The sequence below is a fragment of the Pseudarthrobacter polychromogenes genome (genome assembly GCF_014644495.1).
In the GTDB taxonomy this organism is placed as follows: domain Bacteria; phylum Actinomycetota; class Actinomycetes; order Actinomycetales; family Micrococcaceae; genus Arthrobacter; species Arthrobacter polychromogenes.
The window spans coordinates 134,909-154,426 of sequence record NZ_BMKU01000003.1 but is presented as its reverse complement, the minus strand read 5'-3'; the positions used below and the strand labels follow the sequence as shown (position 1 = coordinate 154,426).

The 19,518-nt window shown below is 66.6% G+C and carries 19 protein-coding genes; 12 read left to right on the top strand and 7 right to left on the bottom strand.

What is annotated here, in order from left to right; genetic code table 11:
• Positions 1-12 precede the first annotated feature (12 nt).
• From IEX43_RS06265 to IEX43_RS06250, 4 genes are read left to right on the top strand one after another with little or no spacing between them, the layout of a single operon-like run.
• Positions 13-630: a Tat pathway signal protein gene (locus IEX43_RS06265; protein WP_188809562.1), complete on the top strand. Its 618-nt coding sequence runs from the start codon at positions 13-15 to the stop codon at positions 628-630.
• A 2-nt stretch (positions 631-632) separates the two neighbouring features.
• Entirely contained in the window at positions 633-1,844 is a 1,212-nt protein-coding gene (locus IEX43_RS06260; RefSeq protein ID WP_188809561.1) for a glutathionylspermidine synthase family protein, read from the top strand.
• 13 nt (positions 1,845-1,857) lie between these two features.
• Positions 1,858-3,363 (top strand): APC family permease, encoded by a 1,506-nt coding sequence (locus IEX43_RS06255; protein WP_188809560.1) that lies wholly within the window; start codon positions 1,858-1,860, stop codon positions 3,361-3,363.
• Positions 3,360-4,535 carry an acyl-CoA dehydrogenase family protein gene (locus IEX43_RS06250; protein ID WP_188809559.1) on the top strand — a complete coding sequence of 392 codons (1,176 nt, stop codon included), beginning with the start codon at positions 3,360-3,362 and terminating at the stop codon, positions 4,533-4,535. The genes IEX43_RS06255 and IEX43_RS06250 overlap by 4 nt, the downstream gene beginning before the upstream one ends.
• 81 nt (positions 4,536-4,616) lie before the next feature.
• On the opposite strand, the gene IEX43_RS06245 is transcribed toward IEX43_RS06250, so the two are convergent.
• Positions 4,617-5,384, bottom strand: coding sequence for an SDR family oxidoreductase (locus IEX43_RS06245; protein WP_188809558.1), 768 nt, complete (start codon positions 5,382-5,384; stop codon positions 4,617-4,619).
• 4 nt (positions 5,385-5,388) lie between these two features.
• Positions 5,389-6,051, bottom strand: a complete 663-nt coding sequence (locus IEX43_RS06240; RefSeq protein ID WP_188809557.1) for a TetR/AcrR family transcriptional regulator — start codon at positions 6,049-6,051, stop codon at positions 5,389-5,391.
• A gap of 146 nt (positions 6,052-6,197) precedes the next feature.
• Here IEX43_RS06240 and IEX43_RS06235 point away from each other — a divergent pair, with 146 nt between their 5' ends.
• Genes IEX43_RS06235 through IEX43_RS06225 form a run of 3 tightly spaced genes read left to right on the top strand, consistent with a single transcriptional unit; the run spans position 6,198 to position 9,414 of the window.
• Positions 6,198-7,538, top strand: coding sequence for an ABC transporter substrate-binding protein (locus IEX43_RS06235; protein WP_188809556.1), 1,341 nt, complete (start codon positions 6,198-6,200; stop codon positions 7,536-7,538).
• A complete protein-coding gene (locus IEX43_RS06230; RefSeq protein ID WP_188809555.1) occupies positions 7,535-8,500 on the top strand; it encodes a carbohydrate ABC transporter permease in 966 nt (321 codons plus the stop codon). The genes IEX43_RS06235 and IEX43_RS06230 overlap by 4 nt, the downstream gene beginning before the upstream one ends.
• The gene (locus tag IEX43_RS06225; protein ID WP_188809554.1) at positions 8,497-9,414 is read left to right on the top strand and encodes a carbohydrate ABC transporter permease; all 918 of its coding nucleotides are present in this window, start codon (positions 8,497-8,499) and stop codon (positions 9,412-9,414) included. Before IEX43_RS06230 ends, IEX43_RS06225 begins: the two co-directional genes overlap by 4 nt.
• A gap of 87 nt (positions 9,415-9,501) precedes the next feature.
• On the opposite strand, the gene IEX43_RS06220 is transcribed toward IEX43_RS06225, so the two are convergent.
• Entirely contained in the window at positions 9,502-10,665 is a 1,164-nt protein-coding gene (locus tag IEX43_RS06220; RefSeq protein ID WP_188809553.1) for a cystathionine gamma-synthase, read from the bottom strand.
• Positions 10,666-10,707: 42 nt separating this feature from the next.
• On the bottom strand, positions 10,708-12,093 hold the full coding sequence (locus IEX43_RS06215; protein WP_188727321.1) for a cystathionine beta-synthase: 1,386 nt from the start codon (positions 12,091-12,093) through the stop codon (positions 10,708-10,710).
• Between the two features lie 124 nt (positions 12,094-12,217).
• On the opposite strand from IEX43_RS06215, the gene IEX43_RS06210 reads away from it, so the two are divergent.
• Complete coding sequence (locus IEX43_RS06210) at positions 12,218-13,405, top strand: ArsB/NhaD family transporter (RefSeq protein WP_229666339.1); 1,188 nt, start codon at positions 12,218-12,220, stop codon at positions 13,403-13,405.
• A 2-nt stretch (positions 13,406-13,407) separates the two neighbouring features.
• Here IEX43_RS06210 and IEX43_RS06205 read toward each other — a convergent pair whose 3' ends face one another.
• Complete coding sequence (locus tag IEX43_RS06205) at positions 13,408-13,815, bottom strand: VOC family protein (protein WP_174176884.1); 408 nt, start codon at positions 13,813-13,815, stop codon at positions 13,408-13,410.
• A gap of 239 nt (positions 13,816-14,054) precedes the next feature.
• Between IEX43_RS06205 and IEX43_RS06200 the strand changes: the two genes are divergently transcribed.
• The 3 genes from IEX43_RS06200 (at position 14,055) to IEX43_RS06190 (ending at position 16,945) form a co-directional block, all read left to right on the top strand.
• Entirely contained in the window at positions 14,055-15,038 is a 984-nt protein-coding gene (locus IEX43_RS06200; RefSeq protein ID WP_188809552.1) for a DNA-3-methyladenine glycosylase family protein, read from the top strand.
• 129 nt (positions 15,039-15,167) lie between these two features.
• Positions 15,168-16,136 carry an ATP-binding cassette domain-containing protein gene (locus IEX43_RS06195; RefSeq protein WP_188809551.1) on the top strand — a complete coding sequence of 323 codons (969 nt, stop codon included), beginning with the start codon at positions 15,168-15,170 and terminating at the stop codon, positions 16,134-16,136.
• A complete protein-coding gene (locus IEX43_RS06190) occupies positions 16,136-16,945 on the top strand; it encodes an ABC transporter permease (protein WP_188809550.1) in 810 nt (269 codons plus the stop codon). Before IEX43_RS06195 ends, IEX43_RS06190 begins: the two co-directional genes overlap by 1 nt.
• Positions 16,946-16,947: 2 nt before the next feature.
• Here IEX43_RS06190 and IEX43_RS06185 read toward each other — a convergent pair whose 3' ends face one another.
• Complete coding sequence (locus IEX43_RS06185; RefSeq protein ID WP_188809549.1) at positions 16,948-18,624, bottom strand: AMP-binding protein; 1,677 nt, start codon at positions 18,622-18,624, stop codon at positions 16,948-16,950.
• 103 nt (positions 18,625-18,727) lie between these two features.
• Here IEX43_RS06185 and IEX43_RS06180 point away from each other — a divergent pair, with 103 nt between their 5' ends.
• Positions 18,728-19,006 carry a putative quinol monooxygenase gene (locus IEX43_RS06180; RefSeq protein ID WP_066278079.1) on the top strand — a complete coding sequence of 93 codons (279 nt, stop codon included), beginning with the start codon at positions 18,728-18,730 and terminating at the stop codon, positions 19,004-19,006.
• Between the two features lie 63 nt (positions 19,007-19,069).
• Here the strand turns inward: IEX43_RS06180 and IEX43_RS06175 are convergent, their stop codons facing one another.
• Positions 19,070-19,495: a thioredoxin family protein gene (locus tag IEX43_RS06175; protein WP_104184401.1), complete on the bottom strand. Its 426-nt coding sequence runs from the start codon at positions 19,493-19,495 to the stop codon at positions 19,070-19,072.
• Positions 19,496-19,518 lie beyond the last annotated feature (23 nt).

Sequence of the window (19,518 nt, the reverse complement as noted above, 5' to 3'; positions counted from 1 at the left end):
GAAGGGGACGCCATGGACCCGAACAAAGACCCGGAGCACGGGCGGGCAAGCGGCAACCAGCCTGACGGCGGCCGGGCCGGCGGGCACGACGACGGCCGGGCCGGCGCGAAGCCTCCGCCCTGGCAGGTACCCAAACCGGAGCTGCGGCCTGAACTGCTCAGCGAGCCTGTTACTCCCGTGGACCCGTTTGCCCGCGACCGGGAGAGGCAGCTCAACGAGGCGGCGGCCAAGAAGAAACGCTCGCAGCGGCGCACCGTGGTGGTGGGCCTGGGCGTGACGGCGCTGCTCGCCGGCACCATCACGGCTGTGGTGGCCAGCAACCAGGATGATCCCGAGTACGCCCAGGTGTGTTTCAACGACGAAACCGGCGAGCGCGTGGAGGACACCAACTGCAACAGCTCTGCCGGCCGAAGCGGCGGCATCTACGCCTGGTACTTCTTCTCCCGCGGCGCGTTCGTTCCCGCCGTCGGGCAGAACCGCTCAACCGCCCCCACCTACACCAGGACCGTTCCCAGCGGCGCAAAGGCCTCCACCGGGTACAGCACCCAGGGCGGCACCGTCAGCCGCGGCGGTTTCGGTACCACCGCGAAGAGCGGCACAAGCGGCGGCAGCAGCAAAGTGGGGGGCTGAGTGTGAAGCGGCTGTTGTCGGAGCCCAGGCCCGACTGGAAGCAGAAGATCCAGGAACAGGGCCTGGTCTTTTCCACCACCACCATGGACGACGGGCGGCGGATCGAGTACTGGAACGAGTCCGCGTACTACGAATTCACCACGGACGAGGTGGAGGACCTCGAGCTGGCGGCCGAGGACATGCACAGGATGTGCGTGGAAGCGGCCAAGTTCCTGGCCACCGGCGCCATGGGCGATATCGGCATCGGCCCGCAGGCTTTGGAACTGGCTGCAGAGTCCCTGCAGGCCGGGGACGTAGACGTCTACGGCCGCTTCGACTTCATCTATGACGGCCAGGGCGGGCCCGCCAAGATGCTCGAATACAACGCGGACACCCCCACCGGGCTCATCGAGGCGGCAGTGGCGCAGTGGTTCTGGCTGCAGGACGTCTTCCCGGAAAAGGACCAGTGGAACGGCATCCACGAGGCCCTGATCCGGCAGTGGAAAAAGGTCCAGTACCGCACCGGCATGAGCACCCTGCACGTTGCCCACTCGGAGGTGGAGGAATCCGGCGAGGACTGGATGACGGCTGCCTACATGCGGGACGTGGCCAGCCAGGCAGGCTGGACCACCATCGGCATCAACATGTCGGACATCGGCTGGGACCCCAACCTGAACCGGTTCGTGGACCTGGACAACTTCATGATCAGCACCATCTTCAAGCTCTACCCCTGGGAGCTGATGATGAAGGAACCCTTCGGGCACCGTCTTCTGGAACGCGCCCACAATCCCCGCTGGGTTGAACCCGCCTGGAAAATGCTCCTCTCCAACAAGGCGCTCCTGGCCGCCCTCTGGCATCTGTACCCGCAGCACCCCAACCTGCTGCCGGCCTACCTTAACGAGCCGGGTCCCCTCCAGGAATGGGTGGCCAAGCCCCTGCACGGCCGCGAAGGGGACAACATCAGAATCCATGCCCAGGGCATCAGCCTTGAGCAGCCCGGCGGCTACGGCCGCGAGGGCTGGTGCTACCAGCAGTACCAGGAACTGCCCGACTTCGACGGCAACCATCCCGTCCTGGGCCTGTGGGTGGTGGACGGCGAGTCCGTAGGCTGCGGCATCCGGGAATCGGATGGCCCGGTCACGGACTACTTCTGCCGTTTTGTGCCCAACACCGTTGACGCGCCGGCGCCGCTTTCGGCCGAGGCCTCCTCCAACAAAGCAGGTATCGCACTATGAACCCGGTGACAGCATGAGCACAGGAACCACGACGACGGGCGGCCCGGGCGGCGCACCGGGCGCCACCGTCCCGGCCAAGGGGCTCCGCGCCGGGATCCTGGACCTCGGCGACTCTGTGATGCTGGGGCTGGCCTCCACGGCACCCGTCTACTCGCTGGCCGCAACCCTGGGCCTCATCGTGGCCGTAAACGGCAACTACACTCCCCTGATCCTGCTGCTCGGCTTCATCCCCGTGCTCTTCATCGCGTATGCGTTCCGCGAACTGAACAGCGCCATTCCGGACTGCGGCACCACCTTCACCTGGTCCCGGCGGGCGTTCGGACCCTGGGCGGGCTGGCTGGGCGGCTGGGGCGTGGCGCTCGCCGGCATCGTGGTCCTGGCCAACCTGGCACAGGTGGCGGGCCAGTACCTGTGGCTCCTGGTGGGCGACGGCTCCCTGGCTGACAACACGGCAGTGGTGACCGCAACGGGCGTCCTGTTCATCGCCGTGATGACGCTGGTCAACTACCGGGGCATCCGGCTGGGCGAACACGTCCAGCGGGTGCTGACCTATGTGCAATACATCTCCCTGGGCATCTTTGCCCTGGCCATCGTGGTGCGGATCGTTGCGGGTTCCGCCGCCGGAGACACCTCTATCCAGGCCTTCGACCTTGAATGGTTCAACCCGGTGGGTGCCTTCGCGGATCCCGGTGCCGTGGTGCACGGCGCGCTCCTGGCGCTCTTCATCTATTGGGGCTGGGACACCTGCCTCGCGGTCAATGAGGAAACAGAGAACCCTTCAACCACCCCCGGCCGCGGCGCGGTGATCTCCGCCTCCATCCTCGTGGCCATCTATGTCTCCGTGGCGCTCCTGGTGATGATGTACGCCACGGTGGGCACGGAGGGCATTGGGCTGGGCAACGAGGCCAACCAGGACGACGTCTTCCTGGCCATGCGGGACGTGGTGCTGGGCCCCTGGGGCTGGCTGATCGTCGTCGCCGTCCTTGCCTCGGTCCTGTCCTCCACCCAGACCACCATCCTCCCCACGGCACGGGGCACCCTGTCCATGGGCGTCCACGGCGCCCTGCCGGCCAGGTTCGGCCAGGTGCACCCGAAGAACCAGACTCCGGGGTTCTCCACCCAGGTCATGGGGGCGGCCGCCATCGCCTATTACGTGGCCATGAGTTTCCTGAGCGAGAACCTGCTCTCCGATTCCATCAGCGCCATCAGCCTGTTCATCGCCTTCTACTACGCGCTCACCGGCTTCGCGTGCTTCTGGTACTTCCGCGGCACCCTCCGGCATTCGGCGCGCAACCTGTGGTTCCGGGGCATCCTGCCGCTCGTCGGTGCGCTCCTGCTGACGGCCGCCTTCTTCATCTCGGCGGTGCAGATGTGGGACCCGGCCTACGGCGACACCCAGATCTTCGGGATCGGCGGGGCATTTGTCAGCGGCGTGCTGCTGCTGGCCCTGGGTGTGGTGCTGGCTGTGGTTTGCCGGTTCCTGCCGGCAACCCGAGGTTACTTCCTGGCGAAGCCATGAACCCGGATCCCTCGGACGTCCTTGCCCTGGATACCCTGCTGACCCCCGGCGAGCAGGAAATCCAGCAGAAAGTCCGGGACTTCACGGCCCAGAGGATCAGGCCAAACATCGCCCGGTGGTACGACGACGCCGTGTTTCCCCTGGAGCTCGCGCCGGAACTGGGCGAGCTGGGGGTGCTCGGAATGCACCTGGAGGGCTACGGCTGCCCCGGCCGCACCGCCGTCGAATACGGCCTGGCCGCAATGGAACTTGAGGCCGGCGATTCCGGGATCCGCACCTTTGTCTCGGTGCAGGGCTCGCTGGCCATGACCGCCATCCATAAGTGGGGCTCCGAGGACCAGAAACAGGAGTGGCTCCCCCGGATGGCTGCTGGCGAGGTCATCGGCTGTTTCGCCCTGACCGAGCCTTCAGCCGGCTCCGATCCTTCCTCCATGGCCACGCTCGCCCGGCGGGACGGTGCCGGGGACAACGCCGGCTGGGTGCTGAACGGCGCCAAACGCTGGATCGGCCTCGCTTCGGTGGCCGGGGTGATGGTGGTCTGGGCCATGACCGACGACGGCGTGCACGGCTTCCTGGTGCCGGCGGGGACCCCCGGCGTCGCCGCCGTCCCCATCACGCAGAAACTGTCGATGCGCGCGTCCATCCAGTGCGATGTGGTGTTCGACGACGTCAGGCTGGGTCCGGAGGCGCTGTTGCCGGCGGCGCGTGGCCTGCGCGGCCCATTTACCTGTTTGAACGAGGCACGGTACGGCATCGCTTGGGGCGCCATGGGAGCCGCCCGGGATTCCTACCAGTCAGCACTGGCCTACTCGCAGGAGCGGCTGCAGTTCGGCAAGCCGCTGGCCGCCTACCAGCTGACCCAGGAGAAGCTGGTCAACATGCTGGTGGAGATCCAGAAGGGGACCCTGCTGGCGCTGCACCTGGGACGGCTCAAGGACGCCGGCGTCCTGCGGCCCGAGCAAATCTCACTGGGCAAGCTGAACAATGTCAGGGAAGCCCTCACGGTGGCCCGGGAGGCACGGTCCATCCTCGGCGGAAACGGCATCACGCTGGACTACTCCCCACTGCGCCATGCGGCCAACCTGGAATCGGTGCGCACCTATGAGGGCACAGACGAAGTCCACACCCTGGTCCTTGGCCAGCACATCACCGGCATCAACGCGTTCCGCTGACCCTGACTTCCCCTCCCAACTAGGTAGCGCTAAGTGTCGTTTTGGAGCCCCAATACGACACTTAGCGCTACCTAGTTGGGGTCAGGCGGAGAAGCCGCCGTCGGACTTGATGAGCTGGCCGGAGACCCAGCGGCCGGCGGGCGAGAGCAGGAACCCCACGGTTCCTGCAACGTCGGCGGGTGTTCCCAGCCGTCCCGTGGGCTGTTGGGCCGTCAGCGCTGCCCGGACCTCGTCGTCCATCCAGCCGGTATCCACCGGGCCCGGGTTCAGCACGTTCGCCGAAATGCCCTGCGGTCCAAGCTCCCGCGCGGCGGCAATAACGATCCTGTCCAGCGCGCCCTTCGAGGCACCGTAGGGAAGGTTGAACGCTGTGTGGTCACTGGTCAGCGCAACGATTGCGCCGCCGTCGTCCGTTGCCTGCCGAGCGAACGCGGCAATCAGCTGCCAGCTGGCCCGCGTATTCACGGCAAAATGCCGCTCAAACGATTCCACGCTGGTGTCCAGGATCCCCGAGTCCACGGACTCGGCATGGCTCAGGACCATGCCCTGCAGCGGGCCCGCCAGCTGCACGGACTCCGCCACCAGCCGGTCGGGCACGGCGGGGTCCTGGAGGTCCGCGGACAGCACGTGGACCTGGGCGCCGATGGCTTCGAGCTCGGCAGTCAAACGCACGACGTCGTCCGGTTCAGTCCCCCACGGCATCCGGGCGTCGTAGTCCTGCCAGTAGGCCAGCACCAGGTCCCAGCCCTCGGCGGCGAGGTGCCGGGCGATGCCGGCGCCGATGCCCGCGAGCCGGCCCGCCCCGGTGATGAGGGCGGCGGGGCGGACGGCTGCGGGGGAAGAATCCATGGGATCAGCCTAGCGGCGCCAATGGAAGTGCCCCGGCTGAAGCACGCTCCGGGTTCTCCTCAGGCACCAGGACCAGGTCCAGGTAAGCGCGGAGACAGCCGGCCATGTCCACACTCCCGGGCGCCAGGAGCCACTGCGTCTGGATGCCGTCCCACAGAGCGATCAATGAGGCAGCGGCAGTGTCCGGATCCACACCAGGGCGCAGCCGGCCTTCCCCGGCCAGCTGCGCAAGCTGGCGCGCGTAGCTCCGCCGCAGCCGCTCAAAGCGCTGCGTAAAGTAGTCCCGCCCGGGATGCCCCTCCGTGACCGCTTCCCCGCACAGGACGGTGTAGAGCTCAAGGACTCCCGGGACATCTTCATTGAAGCGCGCCTGCCGGAGGACGGCATCAGAAAGTGATTCCTCCGGGTCCGGCGGCGCGGTACCGTCTCCCGTGATGGAATCCCGCCAGTTGAGTACTGCCAGGAGCAGATCGCTTTTGGAGGGGAAGTAGTGGAGGAGGCTCGTCTGGCTCATGCCCGCGAGGTTGGCCACGTCCTGCAGCGAGCTGCCGCGATACCCATGGGCGGCGAAGACGGCGTGGGCTGCGGTCAGGATGGCCCGGCGCCGCTCCGCCGACTTCGCGTAGGGTCCCCGGCGGGAAGTTTGAGGCCCCTCCTTGGTGCTCATGGCAAGCCAGTGTACCCGCCGTAACGCCCGATAAACCAAAACTCGAGCGACCACTCGAGTTTTCGTGTTAGCCTTTCTCGAACCGAACAAAAAGTGCCATGCTTCACACTTTTAGGCACATATCCGACACAATGAGGTGAAGGCAAATGTCCCAATTCACGCGAAGACAGCTCCTGAGTGCGGGCCTGGGCACCGCAGCGGTGGGGCTCCTGTCCGGCTGTGCCACGCCAGGCATACGCTCCGTCAACACAGCACCGGTGCTCGCTCCGGCCGCCAGCGGGGAAAAGATCACCCTGACGTACTGGTGCTGGCTCAAAGACGCCCAAAAAGTGGCCGATATCTGGAACGCCTCCCATCCGCAGGTCCAGGTGGAGGTCGTGTGGATTCCCGGCGGCAACGCCGGCGGGTACCAAAAGCTCTATTCGGCCCTGGCCGCCGGCGGCGGACCCGACCTTGCCCAGGTGGAGATGCGGTCCCTCCCCGAATTCATGCTGGTCAACGGCCTGGTGGATGTTGCCCGGTACGGCGCCCAGGACTACGCGCACCTGTACGACCAGACCCTGTGGGGCCAGGTCAGCTTCTCCGGCGGCGTGTACGGCATTCCCCAGGACTCCGGCCCCATGGCCATGTTCTACCAGCCGGCAGTCCTGGACCAGGTGGGCGGCACAAACCCCGGCACGTGGGACGAATGGGCAGCCCTGGCACGCGAACTGCGCCAAAAGGATGTCTACCTGGACTGCTTCCCGCTGGGCGACGCCTCCGTGTTCACAGCCTTCGCGGCCCAGGCCGGTGCCAGCTGGCTCCGGCCTGAGGAGGACGGCTGGGTCATTAACATGACCGACGACGCCACCATGAAGGTTGCCCGCTTCTTCGACCAGGCCATCGATGAGGACCTTGTGCAGACGGCGTTCGGCGCCTACTCCCCCGGCTGGTTCGCTGCAGCCGCCAAGGGAACCATTGCCTCCGTGGTGTCCGGCAGCTGGGGAGACGCCCTCATTGAAGGCGTCAGCGGCGGCAGCGGCAAATGGCGGGTGGCACCCATGCCCACCTGGGGCGGGAGCGGATTCGGGTCAAGCTACCTTGGCGGTTCCACCGCAGCGGTCCTGGCCAACAGCAAACACCCCCGCGAAGCACTCGAGTTCGCGGTCTGGATGACCACGTCCAGGGAAGGCATCGACGCCGAAATCACCAACAGCGGCATCGGCTGGTCGCCGTCGCCGGACTTCATCGGCACTCCGCGGCAGGCGCCGTCGGAGTTCTTTGGCGGCCAAAGCTACCACCAGGAAATCTTCGTGCCGGCGGCCCAGCAGCAGAACAAGGACTGGTCCTGGTGGCCCGTCACCCAGCAGTCCTTCAACATCCTGAGCGACGGCTTCCGGAAGAAGGCGTCAGTAACCAGCCTGGTGGATTCGGTGGCGGCGGCGGAACAGCAGATCATGACCGTCTTCAGGAACAAGGGCCTCAGCATTCGAAAGGAAGCGTCATGACAGCGACATCACCCACCGCGCGGACGGGGCAGGTTGCGTCCGCGCAGCCTTCCGCCCGGCCGGGCAAGCGCGGCGACCGGACAGGCGCTGCGTCCCGCGCGCCCTGGCTCCTGCTGGCACCCTTCCTGGCGTTGTTCATCCTGACCTTCGTCCTTCCGATCTTCGTTGCCGTTGGCTCGAGCTTTACCAAAGTGACCCGGAGCGGGCTCTTTGGCGAGGCCGGGGTCAAGAGTGAGTTCGCCGGGTTCAGCAACTACGCCCAGGCCCTGGCTGACGGGAGTTTCGTCGCCTCGATCGGGCGGATGCTGCTCTTCGGCGTGGTGCAGGTCCCGGTGATGATCGTCCTCTGCACGGTGCTTGCCCTCATGCTCGAATCAGCGTCCGCCAAATGGCCGGGCTTCTTCCGTGCCGCGTACTTCCTCCCCTACGGCGTTCCGGGGGTCATTGCCACCATCCTCTGGTCGTTCCTCTACGTCCCCGGGCTGAGTCCGCTGTTCGACGTCGCGGCCCTGGTGGGACTGACTCCGGATTTCCTGGGTGCCAACACCGTTCTATGGTCGATTGCGAACATCGTCACCTGGAGCTACACCGGCTACAACATGCTGATCATCGTGGCCCAGCTGAAGGCCATACCCGGGGAGCTGTATGAGGCCGCGAAGGTGGACGGCGCCTCCACCTGGCGGGTGGCCCTCAGCATCCAGCTTCCGCTGATCCGGCCCGCCCTCGTCCTGACAACTGTCTTCTCCATTATCGGCACCCTGCAGCTCTTTGCCGAGGCGCAGGTCCTGAAGACCGTGGCCCCCACCATCGACAGCCAGTACACGCCCAACCTCAGCGCCTACACCACCGCGTTTGCCTACAACGACTACAACGTGGCCGCTGCGCAGGCCGTGCTGATAGCCGTGGCCGCCTTCGTCCTGTCCTTCGCCTTCCTCAAATTCACGAACAGGAAGTCATCATGACCGCTACCGTGACCCCGACGTCGACATCGGCTTCCCCGGCCCGCACCTCCGCTGCAGGGACCAGGCGTTCCGGCAGCAAGGGCCGTCCGTCCACCATCATCGTCACAGCGGTGCTGGTGGTGGTGGCCCTGTACTTCCTCATTCCCGTGTACTGGGTGGTGGTCGCTGCCACCAAGTCCACGGAGGACCTGTTCTCCACCAACGGGTTCTGGTTCGCCCCCACCGTTGCGCTGTGGGACAACCTTGCGCAGGTTCTCAGCTATGACAACGGCATCTTCATCCGGTGGTTCCTGAACTCGGTGCTGTACGCCGGCATCGGCGCCCTCCTGGCCACCTACTTTGCGGCGGCGGGCGGCTACGCGCTGGCGAAATACGAGTTCCGCGGGCGGAACCTGGTCTTTGGAACCATCCTGGGCGGAGTACTGGTACCCGGCACGGCCACAGCCCTGCCGCTCTTCCTGCTCTTCAGCCAGCTCGGCCTGGCCAACACGTACTGGAGCGTGCTGCTGCCGTCCCTCGTCTCGCCGTTTGGGCTGTTCCTGTGCCGGATCTATTCGCAGGCCACGGTGGACACCTCACTCATCGAGGCGGCCAGGCTGGACGGCGCGGGCGAACTGAGGATCTTCCACACCATCGGGCTGCGCGTCCTCACCCCCGCCCTGGTCACCGTGTTCCTCTTCCAGCTGGTGGGAATCTGGAACAACTACTTCCTGCCGCTCGTGATGCTGTCCGACTCCGGGCTGTACCCGATCACGCTCGGCCTGAACAACTGGCTGAGCCAGGTGGACCGGCTGCCTGAGTTCTACGAGCTGACCACCGGCGGCGTGCTGCTCTCGATCATCCCGCTCAGCATCGCCATGGTGGTCCTTCAGCGCTTCTGGCGCGGCGGCCTCACCGAGGGTTCCGTCAAGTAGGAACCTGCCTAACGCGGGACGGCACGCCGCAGCAACCCCTCAATCCGGGGACTGCCGCGACGTGCCGTCCGGGTTCAACCGGCCGGGCTAGGGGATGGCGGCGAACGCCTGGTCCAGGTCCGCCAGCAGGTCCTCCACGTCCTCGATGCCGCAGGACAGGCGGAGGAGGTTCACCGGAACCGCCAGCTCGGTGCCTTTGACCGAGGCGTGCGTCATTTCGGACGGGTAGTTCATCAGCGATTCGATCCCGCCCAGGGACTCCGCCAGGGTGAACACGGACGTCGATTCAGCCACCTTCCGGGCAGCAGCCTCGCCGCCCTTGAACTGCACCGAAACCATGCCGCCGAAGCTCCGCATCTGCTTCCTGGCGAGCTCATGGCCCGGGTGGGACGGCAGGCCCGGATACAGGACGGCCTCCACCTCGGGGCGTTCCAGGAGCCACTCCGCCACGGCCTGGCCGTTGAGGCTGTGCCGGTCCATGCGGACCCCCAGGGTCTTCAGACCGCGGGTGGTGAGGAAAGCGTCCATGGGACCGGAGACTGCGCCCACGGCGAACTGCACGAAGCCGATCTTCTCCGCGAGCTCCGCATCCTTGACCACCACGGCGCCACCCACAACGTCCGAATGCCCACCGATGTACTTCGTCGTGGAGTGGACCACGACGTCGGCACCCAAGGCGAGCGGGTTCTGCAGGTAGGGGGAAGCGAAGGTGTTGTCCACCACGAGGAGGGCACCGGCGTCGTGCGCTATTCCTGCGAGCGCCGCGATGTCCGTGATCTTCATCAGCGGGTTGGACGGCGTCTCCACCCAGACGAACCGGGTCTTGTTGGCGGCCACCGCCGCCCGGACGGCGTCGAGGTCTGCCATGTCCACCGGGGTGTTGCCGATTCCCCAGCCGCCCAGTACCCGGCTGATGAGGCGGTAGGTGCCGCCGTAGGCGTCGTTGCCCAGCACAATGTGGTCGCCGGGGCGGATCAGGGCGCGGATGAGCGAATCCTCGGCGGCCAGCCCGGAGCTGAAGCTGTAGGCGTGGGTGCCGCCTTCCAGCGCCGCGAGCTGTTCCTGCAGGGCGTCCCTGGTGGGGTTGCCGCCGCGGCCGTACTCGTAGCCCTCGCGGAGCCCGCCGATGCCGTCCTGGGCGTACGTGGAACTGAAGTGCAGGGGCGGAACCACAGCGCCGGTGCGGGGCTCGAAGGCCTGGCCGGCGTGGACGGCGCGGGTGTTGAAACCTTGGTTTCCGGGAACGGACATGATGCTCCTTGTCTGGGTGAAGCAGTATCAGGGTGAAGCGGTTTAGTTGCTGAGGTAGGCCAGGAGGTCGTGCCGGGTGAGGATGCCTACCGGCGCGCCGACGAACGTGACCATCACGGTGTCCACGTCCGAGAGCAGTTCCCTGGCTGCGGAAATGGTTTCCAGCGATCCGATGACGGGCAGCTTGGGGCCCATGTGCTCGGAGATCTTGTCCGTCAGTTTGGCTTCACCGCGGAACAGTTTGGCGGTCAGGGTGCGTTCGTCCACGGCACCGAGCACCTCGCCCATCACCACCGGCGGCTCCTGGGACAGGACCGGGATGTGGCTGACGCCGAACTCGTTCATGATGTTGATGACATCGCGCACGGACTCGTTGGGATGGATGTGCACCAGGTCCGGCAGTTCGCCGTTCTTGGAGCTGATGACCTCCCCCACGGAGGTTTCCTCGCCGCCGGAGAGGAAACCGTAGGAGCGCATCCACTGATCGTTGAAGATCTTCGCCAGGTACCCCCGGCCGGAGTCCGGCAGGATCACGACGACGACAGCGGACTCCGGGAGGTCCCGCGCCGCCTTCAGCGCAGCCACCACGGCCATGCCCGAGGATCCGCCCACCAGGAGGCCCTCCTCACGGGCCAGGCGCCTGGTCATGGCGAAGGAATCGGCATCGCTGACCGCGATCACCTGGTCCGGGACGGACTTGTCGTAGTTCGCCGGCCACATGTCCTCCCCCACGCCTTCGACGAAGTACGGGCGTCCGGTGCCGCCGGAGTACACCGAGCCCTCCGGGTCAGCAGCGATGATCCGGACCACGCCGCCGTCGGACGCCGGCCGGCCCGCCGAGGCTTCCTTCAGGTAGCGGCCGGTGCCGGTGATGGTTCCGCCGGTTCCAGCACCGATGACGCAGTGGGTGATCTTGCCCTCCGTATCGCGCCAGATCTCCGGGCCGGTGGTCTGGTAGTGGCTTCCGGGCGCTGCGGGGTTGGAGAACTGGTCCGGCTTGTACGCACCGGGGGTCTCCCGGACAATCCTGTCCGAGACGCCGTAGTAGCTTTGGGGGCTGTCCGGCGGCACGGCAGTGGGCGTCACCACTACCTCAGCGCCGTACGCCTGCAGGACGGCGCGCTTGTCCTCACCCACCTTGTCCGGCACCACAAAGACGCACTTGTAGCCTTTTTGCTGGGCCACCAGGGCCAGGCCCACCCCGGTGTTGCCGGACGTGGGCTCAACAATGGTCCCGCCGGGCTGCAGTTTGCCGTCCCGCTCGGCGTCCTCGATCATCTTCACCGCAATGCGGTCCTTGATGGACCCGCCCGGGTTCAGGTACTCCAGTTTGACCAGGACGGTGGCTTTGATGCCCTCGGTCACGTGGTTGAGTTTGATGAGCGGGGTATTGCCGATGAGGTCCAGGATGGACTGGGCGTACTTCATGGATACAAAGCTACCGCTTCCCTGCCGCAGGCACCTTCCCTGCACTGTGCCCCCCGGGGGCACGCCACGCGGGTGCAGCCGCTTCCAACAGGTTCCACGCAGGCACGGGTGGGATCATGGGGTAGTGCAGCAGTTCGCCTGGTTGACGAAAGTTCGGAGCTACCTCCTTCCCGGAGCGATGCTCCTGGCCGGTGTTGCCTCCCTCGTCTCCGGGGCACTGCCCCTGCCCGCTTTCGACGCACTGGCGGGCCGCACCGTTCCCATCCTCGCGTTTGTGCTCGCGATGTCCCTGCTGACTGAACTGCTGGACGAAGCCGGGCTCTTCAAGGTTGTTACAGACCGGCTCGCAGGACTGGGCCGGGGCCGCGTGTTCCTGTTGTGGCTCCTTGTCGTGGCGCTGGCCACGGTTACAACTGTTTTCCTGTCGCTCGACACCACTGCCGTGCTGGTGACACCGGTGGTGGTCCTCCTTGCAGTCCATGCCGGCATCCAGCCGCTCCCCTTCGCTTTGACCACCATCTGGCTCGCCAACACCGCCTCCCTCCTGCTGCCTGTGTCAAACCTGACGAACCTGCTGGCCCAGGACGCGCTGGGGCTCAGCCCCCTGGGCTTTGCAGGGACCGTCTGGGCACCCGCCCTGGTGGGGGTGGTTGTTCCGCTGGCCCTGTTGTGGCTGGCGTTCCGCAAGGACCTGCGGGGACGGTACCGGCCGCAACGGTCCCCCGCCGTGCGGGACCGCCCGCTGCTGGTCATTGCAGCGGCCACCCTGCTGGTCCTGCTGCCCGCCCTGGTGTCCGGCGTACCCGTGCAGTATCCGGCCATCGTGGCGGCGGCTTTCCTGCTGATGGTCTTCCTCTGGCGGCGGCCCTCCGTGCTGCGGTGGTCCATGGTTCCGTGGCGTCCGCTGATGCTCACGGTTGGACTGTTCATGGTCGTTGAAGCACTGCATGCCAACGGGTTGACGGCGCTCCTGGCCGGCACGGCCGGCCAGGGCGAGAGCCTGCCCGCCCTCCTGCACCTGGCTGCGCTGGGAGCCGGTGCGGCCAATGCAGCCAACAACCTGCCCGCCTATCTGGCCCTTGAGCCGGTGGCCGGGTCTCCGGCCCGGGTGGCCGCCCTGCTGATCGGTGTCAACCTGGGGCCGCTGGTCACTCCGTGGGCGTCCCTGGCCACCCTGCTCTGGCATGAGCGGCTGCGGGCGCTGAACGTCCGGATCAAGTGGAGCGGCTTTGCCCTGGCCGGGCTGGTGGTGGCAGCCCTGACTGTCCCGCTTGCGGTGGTGGCCCTGTGGCTGGCCTCGGGGATGCCCTGACGCTACCCGGCGGACTGGGCCTGCTGGTCGGCGGGCAGGTTCTCCCACAGGCCCATGACGTTGTCCTCAGGATCCTTGAAGTAGGCGAAGTAGCCCATCCCGGGGATCTCGTTCTTGGGCATCACAACAGAACCGCCCAGCTCCTCGACGGTTTTCAGCGTGGCATCGATGTCCGGCACGTCCACCGTAATGACGGGGTTGGCGATCTTTTCTTCCCGGGCCATCATGCCGCCGTTGATCGCACCGGCGGTTGTGGGCTGGCCGGTGGCCTCGTCCATGGGGGTGGTGATCACCATGTTGTAGTCCATTCCAGGGACGGGTTCTATCCGCCAGCCCAGGGCCTGCTGGTAAAACTTCTTGGCCCGCTCCTGATCGTCCGCGGGGATTTCGAAATGCACTACTCCACCCATTGCGCTCACCTGGAATCTCTGGAATCTCGAAGGAAAGGGCACGGACGCCCCGCGCCACACCTGGGATTCTAGTCTTCCTTCCGCTCCCCGATAAGGGCCGGGAACAAGCCGAGTTTTTGTCCACTTATGCAGGGTTCCGGGGCGCGCAACCCTGCATATCTGGACAAAAACTCCGGCCCCGGAACCGGCACGGCGGAGCTGGCGGGCAAATTGTCGGGGCACCGTGGGACGATGGTTCCATGACGATCGCAGAGGTTCCCGCGCGGCTGGCGGCCGCTGCGGACGCCTCCCTCCGGTGGTATCCGGACGGCCCCTACGACCTGGCGCGGACCCTCCGCCCGCTCCTGCGCGGCAACAGTGATCCGTCGTTCGCGGTGGACGGCGGCGTCATCTGGAACGCCTTCACTACAGCCGAGGGTCCCGCCACCATCCGGCTCAGCCCGGCAGGCAGCGCGGAGGTGGAGCACCGGGTGGACGTCCAGGCCTGGGGCCCGGGCGCCGCGGCGGCGGCAGCGGCAGTGCCGCGCCTCCTGGGGGCACACGACGATTGGTCGGCATTCGACGAGCCGGTGTTCCATGCCACGCTCCCCCGCATGGTCAGCGAAGCGCGGCGGAGAAGCCTGGCCGTCCGGCTTCCCTCCAGCGGCCGCATGGTGGACCAGCTCGTGCCCATCATCCTGGAACAGAAAGTCACGGTCATCGAGGCCCGCCGCGGCTACCGGTACCTCCTGCACCGCTACGGGTCCCCCGCGCCGATGGCTGGATCGTTGGCTCCCGCCGGCCTGGTGCTGGCGCCCACGGCGGCGCAGTGGCTGCAGGTCCCCAGCTGGGAGTGGCACAAGGCCGGGGTGGGCCCGCAGCGCTCCGCAACGGTGATGCGGGCGCTGCGCTCCGCCGTCGCGCTTGAACGGCTGGCGGAGCTGCCGGCGCTGGAGGCTGCCGCAAAAATGCAGACCATCCCCGGCATCGGCATCTGGACTGCCGCGGAAGTGGTGCAGCGAACGCACGGCTGCCCTGACTCGATCTCGGTGGGCGATTACCACCTGGCCGCGTACGTCGGTGCTGCGCTGACCGGCCGGCGGACTGATGACGCCGGCATGCTCCGGCTGCTGGAACCCTGGACGGGACACCGCCAGCGGGTGGTGCGGATGATCCAAAGCAGCGGTTTCCGCAAACCCACGTTCGGCCCGCGGATGACCATCCAGGACCACCGCCGGCACTGACGCCCGCCGGGCACACGGCCCCCAACGCACGCGCACGATTTCCCGTGGACTCGTGCCGGGGATGGGTATAGCGTGGCGCCAGGGAGCCCGTTCCAGAGCTCCGGCACGCCGCATCCTCTGGAGTCACGCATGATCCACACGGACAAACTGGCAAAGACGTTCACGGTCAAGAAAGAAACCGTGGACGCCGTCAAGGGCGTCGACATCGACGTCGCACCCGGCGAGCTCGTGGCCTTCCTTGGCCCGAACGGGGCAGGCAAGTCCACCACCTTGCGGATGCTCACCACGCTGCTGACGCCCACCTCGGGGACGGCCAGGGTGGCCGGCGTGGACGTCACCGCGGATCCTGCGGGAGTACGGGCAAGGATTGGCTACATCGGCCAGGGCAACGGCGGCGGCCACAGTTTCCGGGTGATCGATGAGCTGGTGATGCAGGGCCGCTTCTACGGCATGAACTCCGCGGACGCCCTTGCCCGGGCCCGGGAGCTCCTCCAATCCCTGGACCTCGCGGACCTCGCCAAGCGGACGGTCATCAAGCTTTCCGGCGGGCAGCGGCGAAGGATGGACGTGGCGCTGGGGCTGATGCACTCGCCGCGGCTGCTCTTCCTGGACGAGCCGTCCACCGGGATGGATCCGCAAAACCGGGCCAACCTGTGGGAGCACATCATGCGGATGCGCGAGGAACACGGCACCACCATTGTGCTGACCACGCACTACATGGACGAGGCCGATTCCATGTCCGAGCGGGTCATCATCATCGACCACGGCAGGATCATCGCCGATGACACCGCCGCGCGGCTGAAGGCGAACCTCGCCGGCGACCTGCTGGCGGTCGAAGTGGCGGCGGCCTCCGCGGCCGGGGTGCGGGGGCTGCTGGGGCGCGCCGCGGCGGGCGGGGAGGTCAGCGAGAATTCGTACGACGGCGTTGTCCGCTTCCGCCTCCGGCTCCCCGAAGGTGCCCGGCTGGCGCCTGGGCTGCTGCTAGAGATGCACGACGCCGGCGCTCCCGCCCAGTCCCTGGAGCTGAAGCCGCCCACCCTGGACGATGTGTTCCTGGAACTGACCGGGCGCAACCTGCGGGAAGGGGCGAACCGCTGATGGCCGCGCACGGCACCATTGCCGGCACCCGGGAAAAGCACGGGCTGGGAAGGGTCCTGCATGACACCAGGTACGTGTTCTGGCGGGAAATGCTGCTGCCGCTCAGGGACCCGTTCTCGCTGGTGTTCTCGCTGCTCCAGCCGCTGGTCTTCCTGGGACTGTTCGGCCCGTTGCTGGGCGCGGCCGTGGGCGCGCCCGCGTTCGGCGGACAATCCACGCTCCAATGGTTCCTCCCGGGCGTGGTGGTGATGATCGCCCTCTTCGGAACATCCATGACCGGTTCAAACCTGCAGTACGAGCTCATGACGGGCTCCTACGAGCGCATCCTGGCAACGCCCCTGTCCAGGTCCTCGCTGATGATCGGGCGGGCATTGAAGGAGTGGGCGCCGCTGGTGGTCCAGGGGCTCCTCATCGCTCTGGTCTGCATCCCCTTCGGCTTCGTGTTCCACCCGCTGCACGTGGTGGCCGGGCTGGTCATCCTGGGGATCTTCGGGATAGGACTCGGAGCCCTGTCGTATGCGCTGGCGCTCGTCTCCCAGAACAAGGAGTGGATCTTCTGGGGAGTCCAGCAGACGCTGCTGTTCCCGCTGATGATCCTCTCCGGCATCATGCTTCCCATCGAGGCGGGACCCGGCTGGATGCAGACGGCCAGCCTGTTCAACCCCCTGACCTACCTGGTGAACGCCGAGCGCGAACTATTCGCGGGCAGCGTCGGGACGGACACCCTCCTGGGCCTGCTTGCCGCCGCGGTGACAGCCGCCGTCGGCCTTGCCGTGGGTGTGAAAGCCATCAGCCGCAACATCCGCTGACGTCACAACCCCAGCCGGGCCACGGCCTCCTGGCGCATCTCCACCTTGCGGACCTTCCCGGACACGGTCATGGGGAACCGCTCCCGGACCTCGACGTAGCGGGGAACCTTGTAGTGGGCCAGCTTCCCCCGGCAGTACTCGGCAAGCGAGCCTGCGTCCAGCGGCTGGGCGCCGGGCTTGAGGATGATGCACGCCATCAGCTCCTCGCCGTACCGGGCATCCGGCACCCCGATGACCTGCACGTCCTGGATCGACGGGTGGGCGAAGAGGAACTCCTCAATCTCCCGCGGATAGATGTTTTCACCGCCCCTGATCACCATGTCCTTGATCCGGCCCTCGATGACGACGTACCCGTCGTCGTCCATCCGGGCAAGGTCGCCGGTATGGATCCAGCCGTCGGCATCGATGGCCTCGGCGGTCTTGTCCGGCTGGTTCCAGTACCCCTTCATCACGGCATATCCCCGGGTGCAGAGCTCCCCGATCCGGCCCCGGTCCAGGATCTCCCCCGAGCCGGGATCAACGATCTTACTTTCCAGGTGGGGCATGGTGCGTCCCACCGTCTCGGTGCGCTGCCGCAGGCTGTCCCCCAGCCGGGTCATGGTGGACACCGGCGACGTTTCGGTCATGCCGTAGCAGATGGCCACATCCACCATGTTCATCTCCGACATCACCCGGTTCATCACCTCGATGGGGCACAGCGAGCCGGCCATGACACCCGTGCGCAGGCTGGACAGGTCGTAGGAAGCAAAGTCCGGCAGCGCCAGCTCGGCGATGAACATGGTGGGCACTCCGTACAGGGAGGTCCCACCGAAATCCTGGACGGCCTCCAGCGCTGCGGCCGGGCTGAATCCGCGGCCCGGGATGATGGTGGCAGCGCCGCGGCTGAGGGCATTCAGGTTGCCGATCACCATCCCGAAGCAGTGGTAGAACGGCACCGGGATCACCACCCTGTCGTGCTCTGTGTACCCGAGCAGTTCGCCGATCGAGAACCCGTTGTTGAGGATGTTGTGGTGCGTGAGCGTTGCCCCTTTGGGGAAGCCCGTGGTCCCGGAGGTGTATTGCAGGTTGATGGGATCGTGCGGGTCAAGTTCAGCCATCCGGGCCTGCAGTCCGGCATGTCCGACGTCGTCCGCCCGCCGAAGCAGCTCGGCGTACGTCAGCTCCGCGTCACCGAGGGGGACGCCGGCGTCGAACCCGTCCTCCGCCGGCGCGGGCAGGAAGACCAGCTCGCGCAAGTCCGGGCACTCCGCGAGCGCCTTCCGGGCCATCCCCACGTAGTCGCTGTTGGTGTCCGACGGGGCGGTGACCAACATCCGCATGCCGTTCTGCCGCACCACGAATTCCAGTTCGTGGCTGCGGTAGGCAGGGTTGACGTTGACCAGGATGGCCCCCGCCTTGGCGGTGGCGTACTGGAGGAGGGTCCATTCGGCGCAGTTGGGACTCCAGATTCCCACCCGGTCACCCTTGGCGACGCCCAGGGCGAGGAGCGCACGCGCGAGCCGGTCGACGTCGTCGTTCATCTTGGTGTAACTCCAGCGGCGGGCGTCGGCGCCCGGAACAGGTGCCGCCTCGATCAGCGCGTCGTGGAAGGGGAAACGGGCCGCCACCCGCTCAAAGTTCCGGCCGATGGTTTCATGGAGCAGCGGGACGTCAGTGTCCCCGGCTGTGAAGGCGCGCATGCTGGCACGCTACCAAGTGGCCACCTGCAATGAAAGCACCGGCGGAAGCGGTGTCCGCGCAACAGAACGCAAGCCGTCCGCAGGTGCCGGTATTGTGAAATCCATGACTTCACCCATTGACCTGCAGGCAACGTTCATCCCCAACGACGGCGAATTCCACCGCGTCAAGCTGGCCCTCGAAATCGCCATCGACGAGGTGGTGAACGAACCCGGCTGCATCCGGTACGAGCTGACGGAAGCCACCGAGGAGAAGCTGGTCCTGACGGAGCAGTGGGCGTCGGAGGAGGACCTGGCCAAGCACTCCAAGGGCATCGCCGTGCAGGACCTGAACGAATCACTGAGCGCGCTCCTGGCCGAGCCCGTCAAGGTGGAACGGATCTAACCGACTTAACAACAAATGCGGGACCTCCCAGTGGGAGGTCCCGCATTTTGCGTTGTAGAAGCCTTAGGCGTCCGGGATCTGCGTGCCGTCCTGCGGACCGGCCGGTTTACCGGCTGCGGCGGCGGCCTCTTCCCGCTGGCGTGCCACGTGGGCGTGGACTTCCTCCATGTCCAGGGCCTTCACGGCGTCCACCACCTGTTCAAGCTGCTGGGCGTTCAGCGCGCCGGGCTGCGAGAACACCAGCACCTTTTCGCGGAAGGCCATCAGGGTGGGGATGGACGAGATGCCTGCCTCGGCGGCGAGCTGCTGCTCCGCCTCGGTGTCCACCTTGGTGAAGAGGACGTCCGGGTGCTTCTCCGAGACGGCCGAGTACGTGGGACCGAACTGCTTGCAGGGCCCGCACCATTCCGCCCAGAAATCCACCAGGACAATGTCGTTGCCTTCGATGGTGGATGCGAACTGTTCTCCTGTGATGTCAAGGGTAGCCATGGGTCAACGGTACGCGTCGCTCC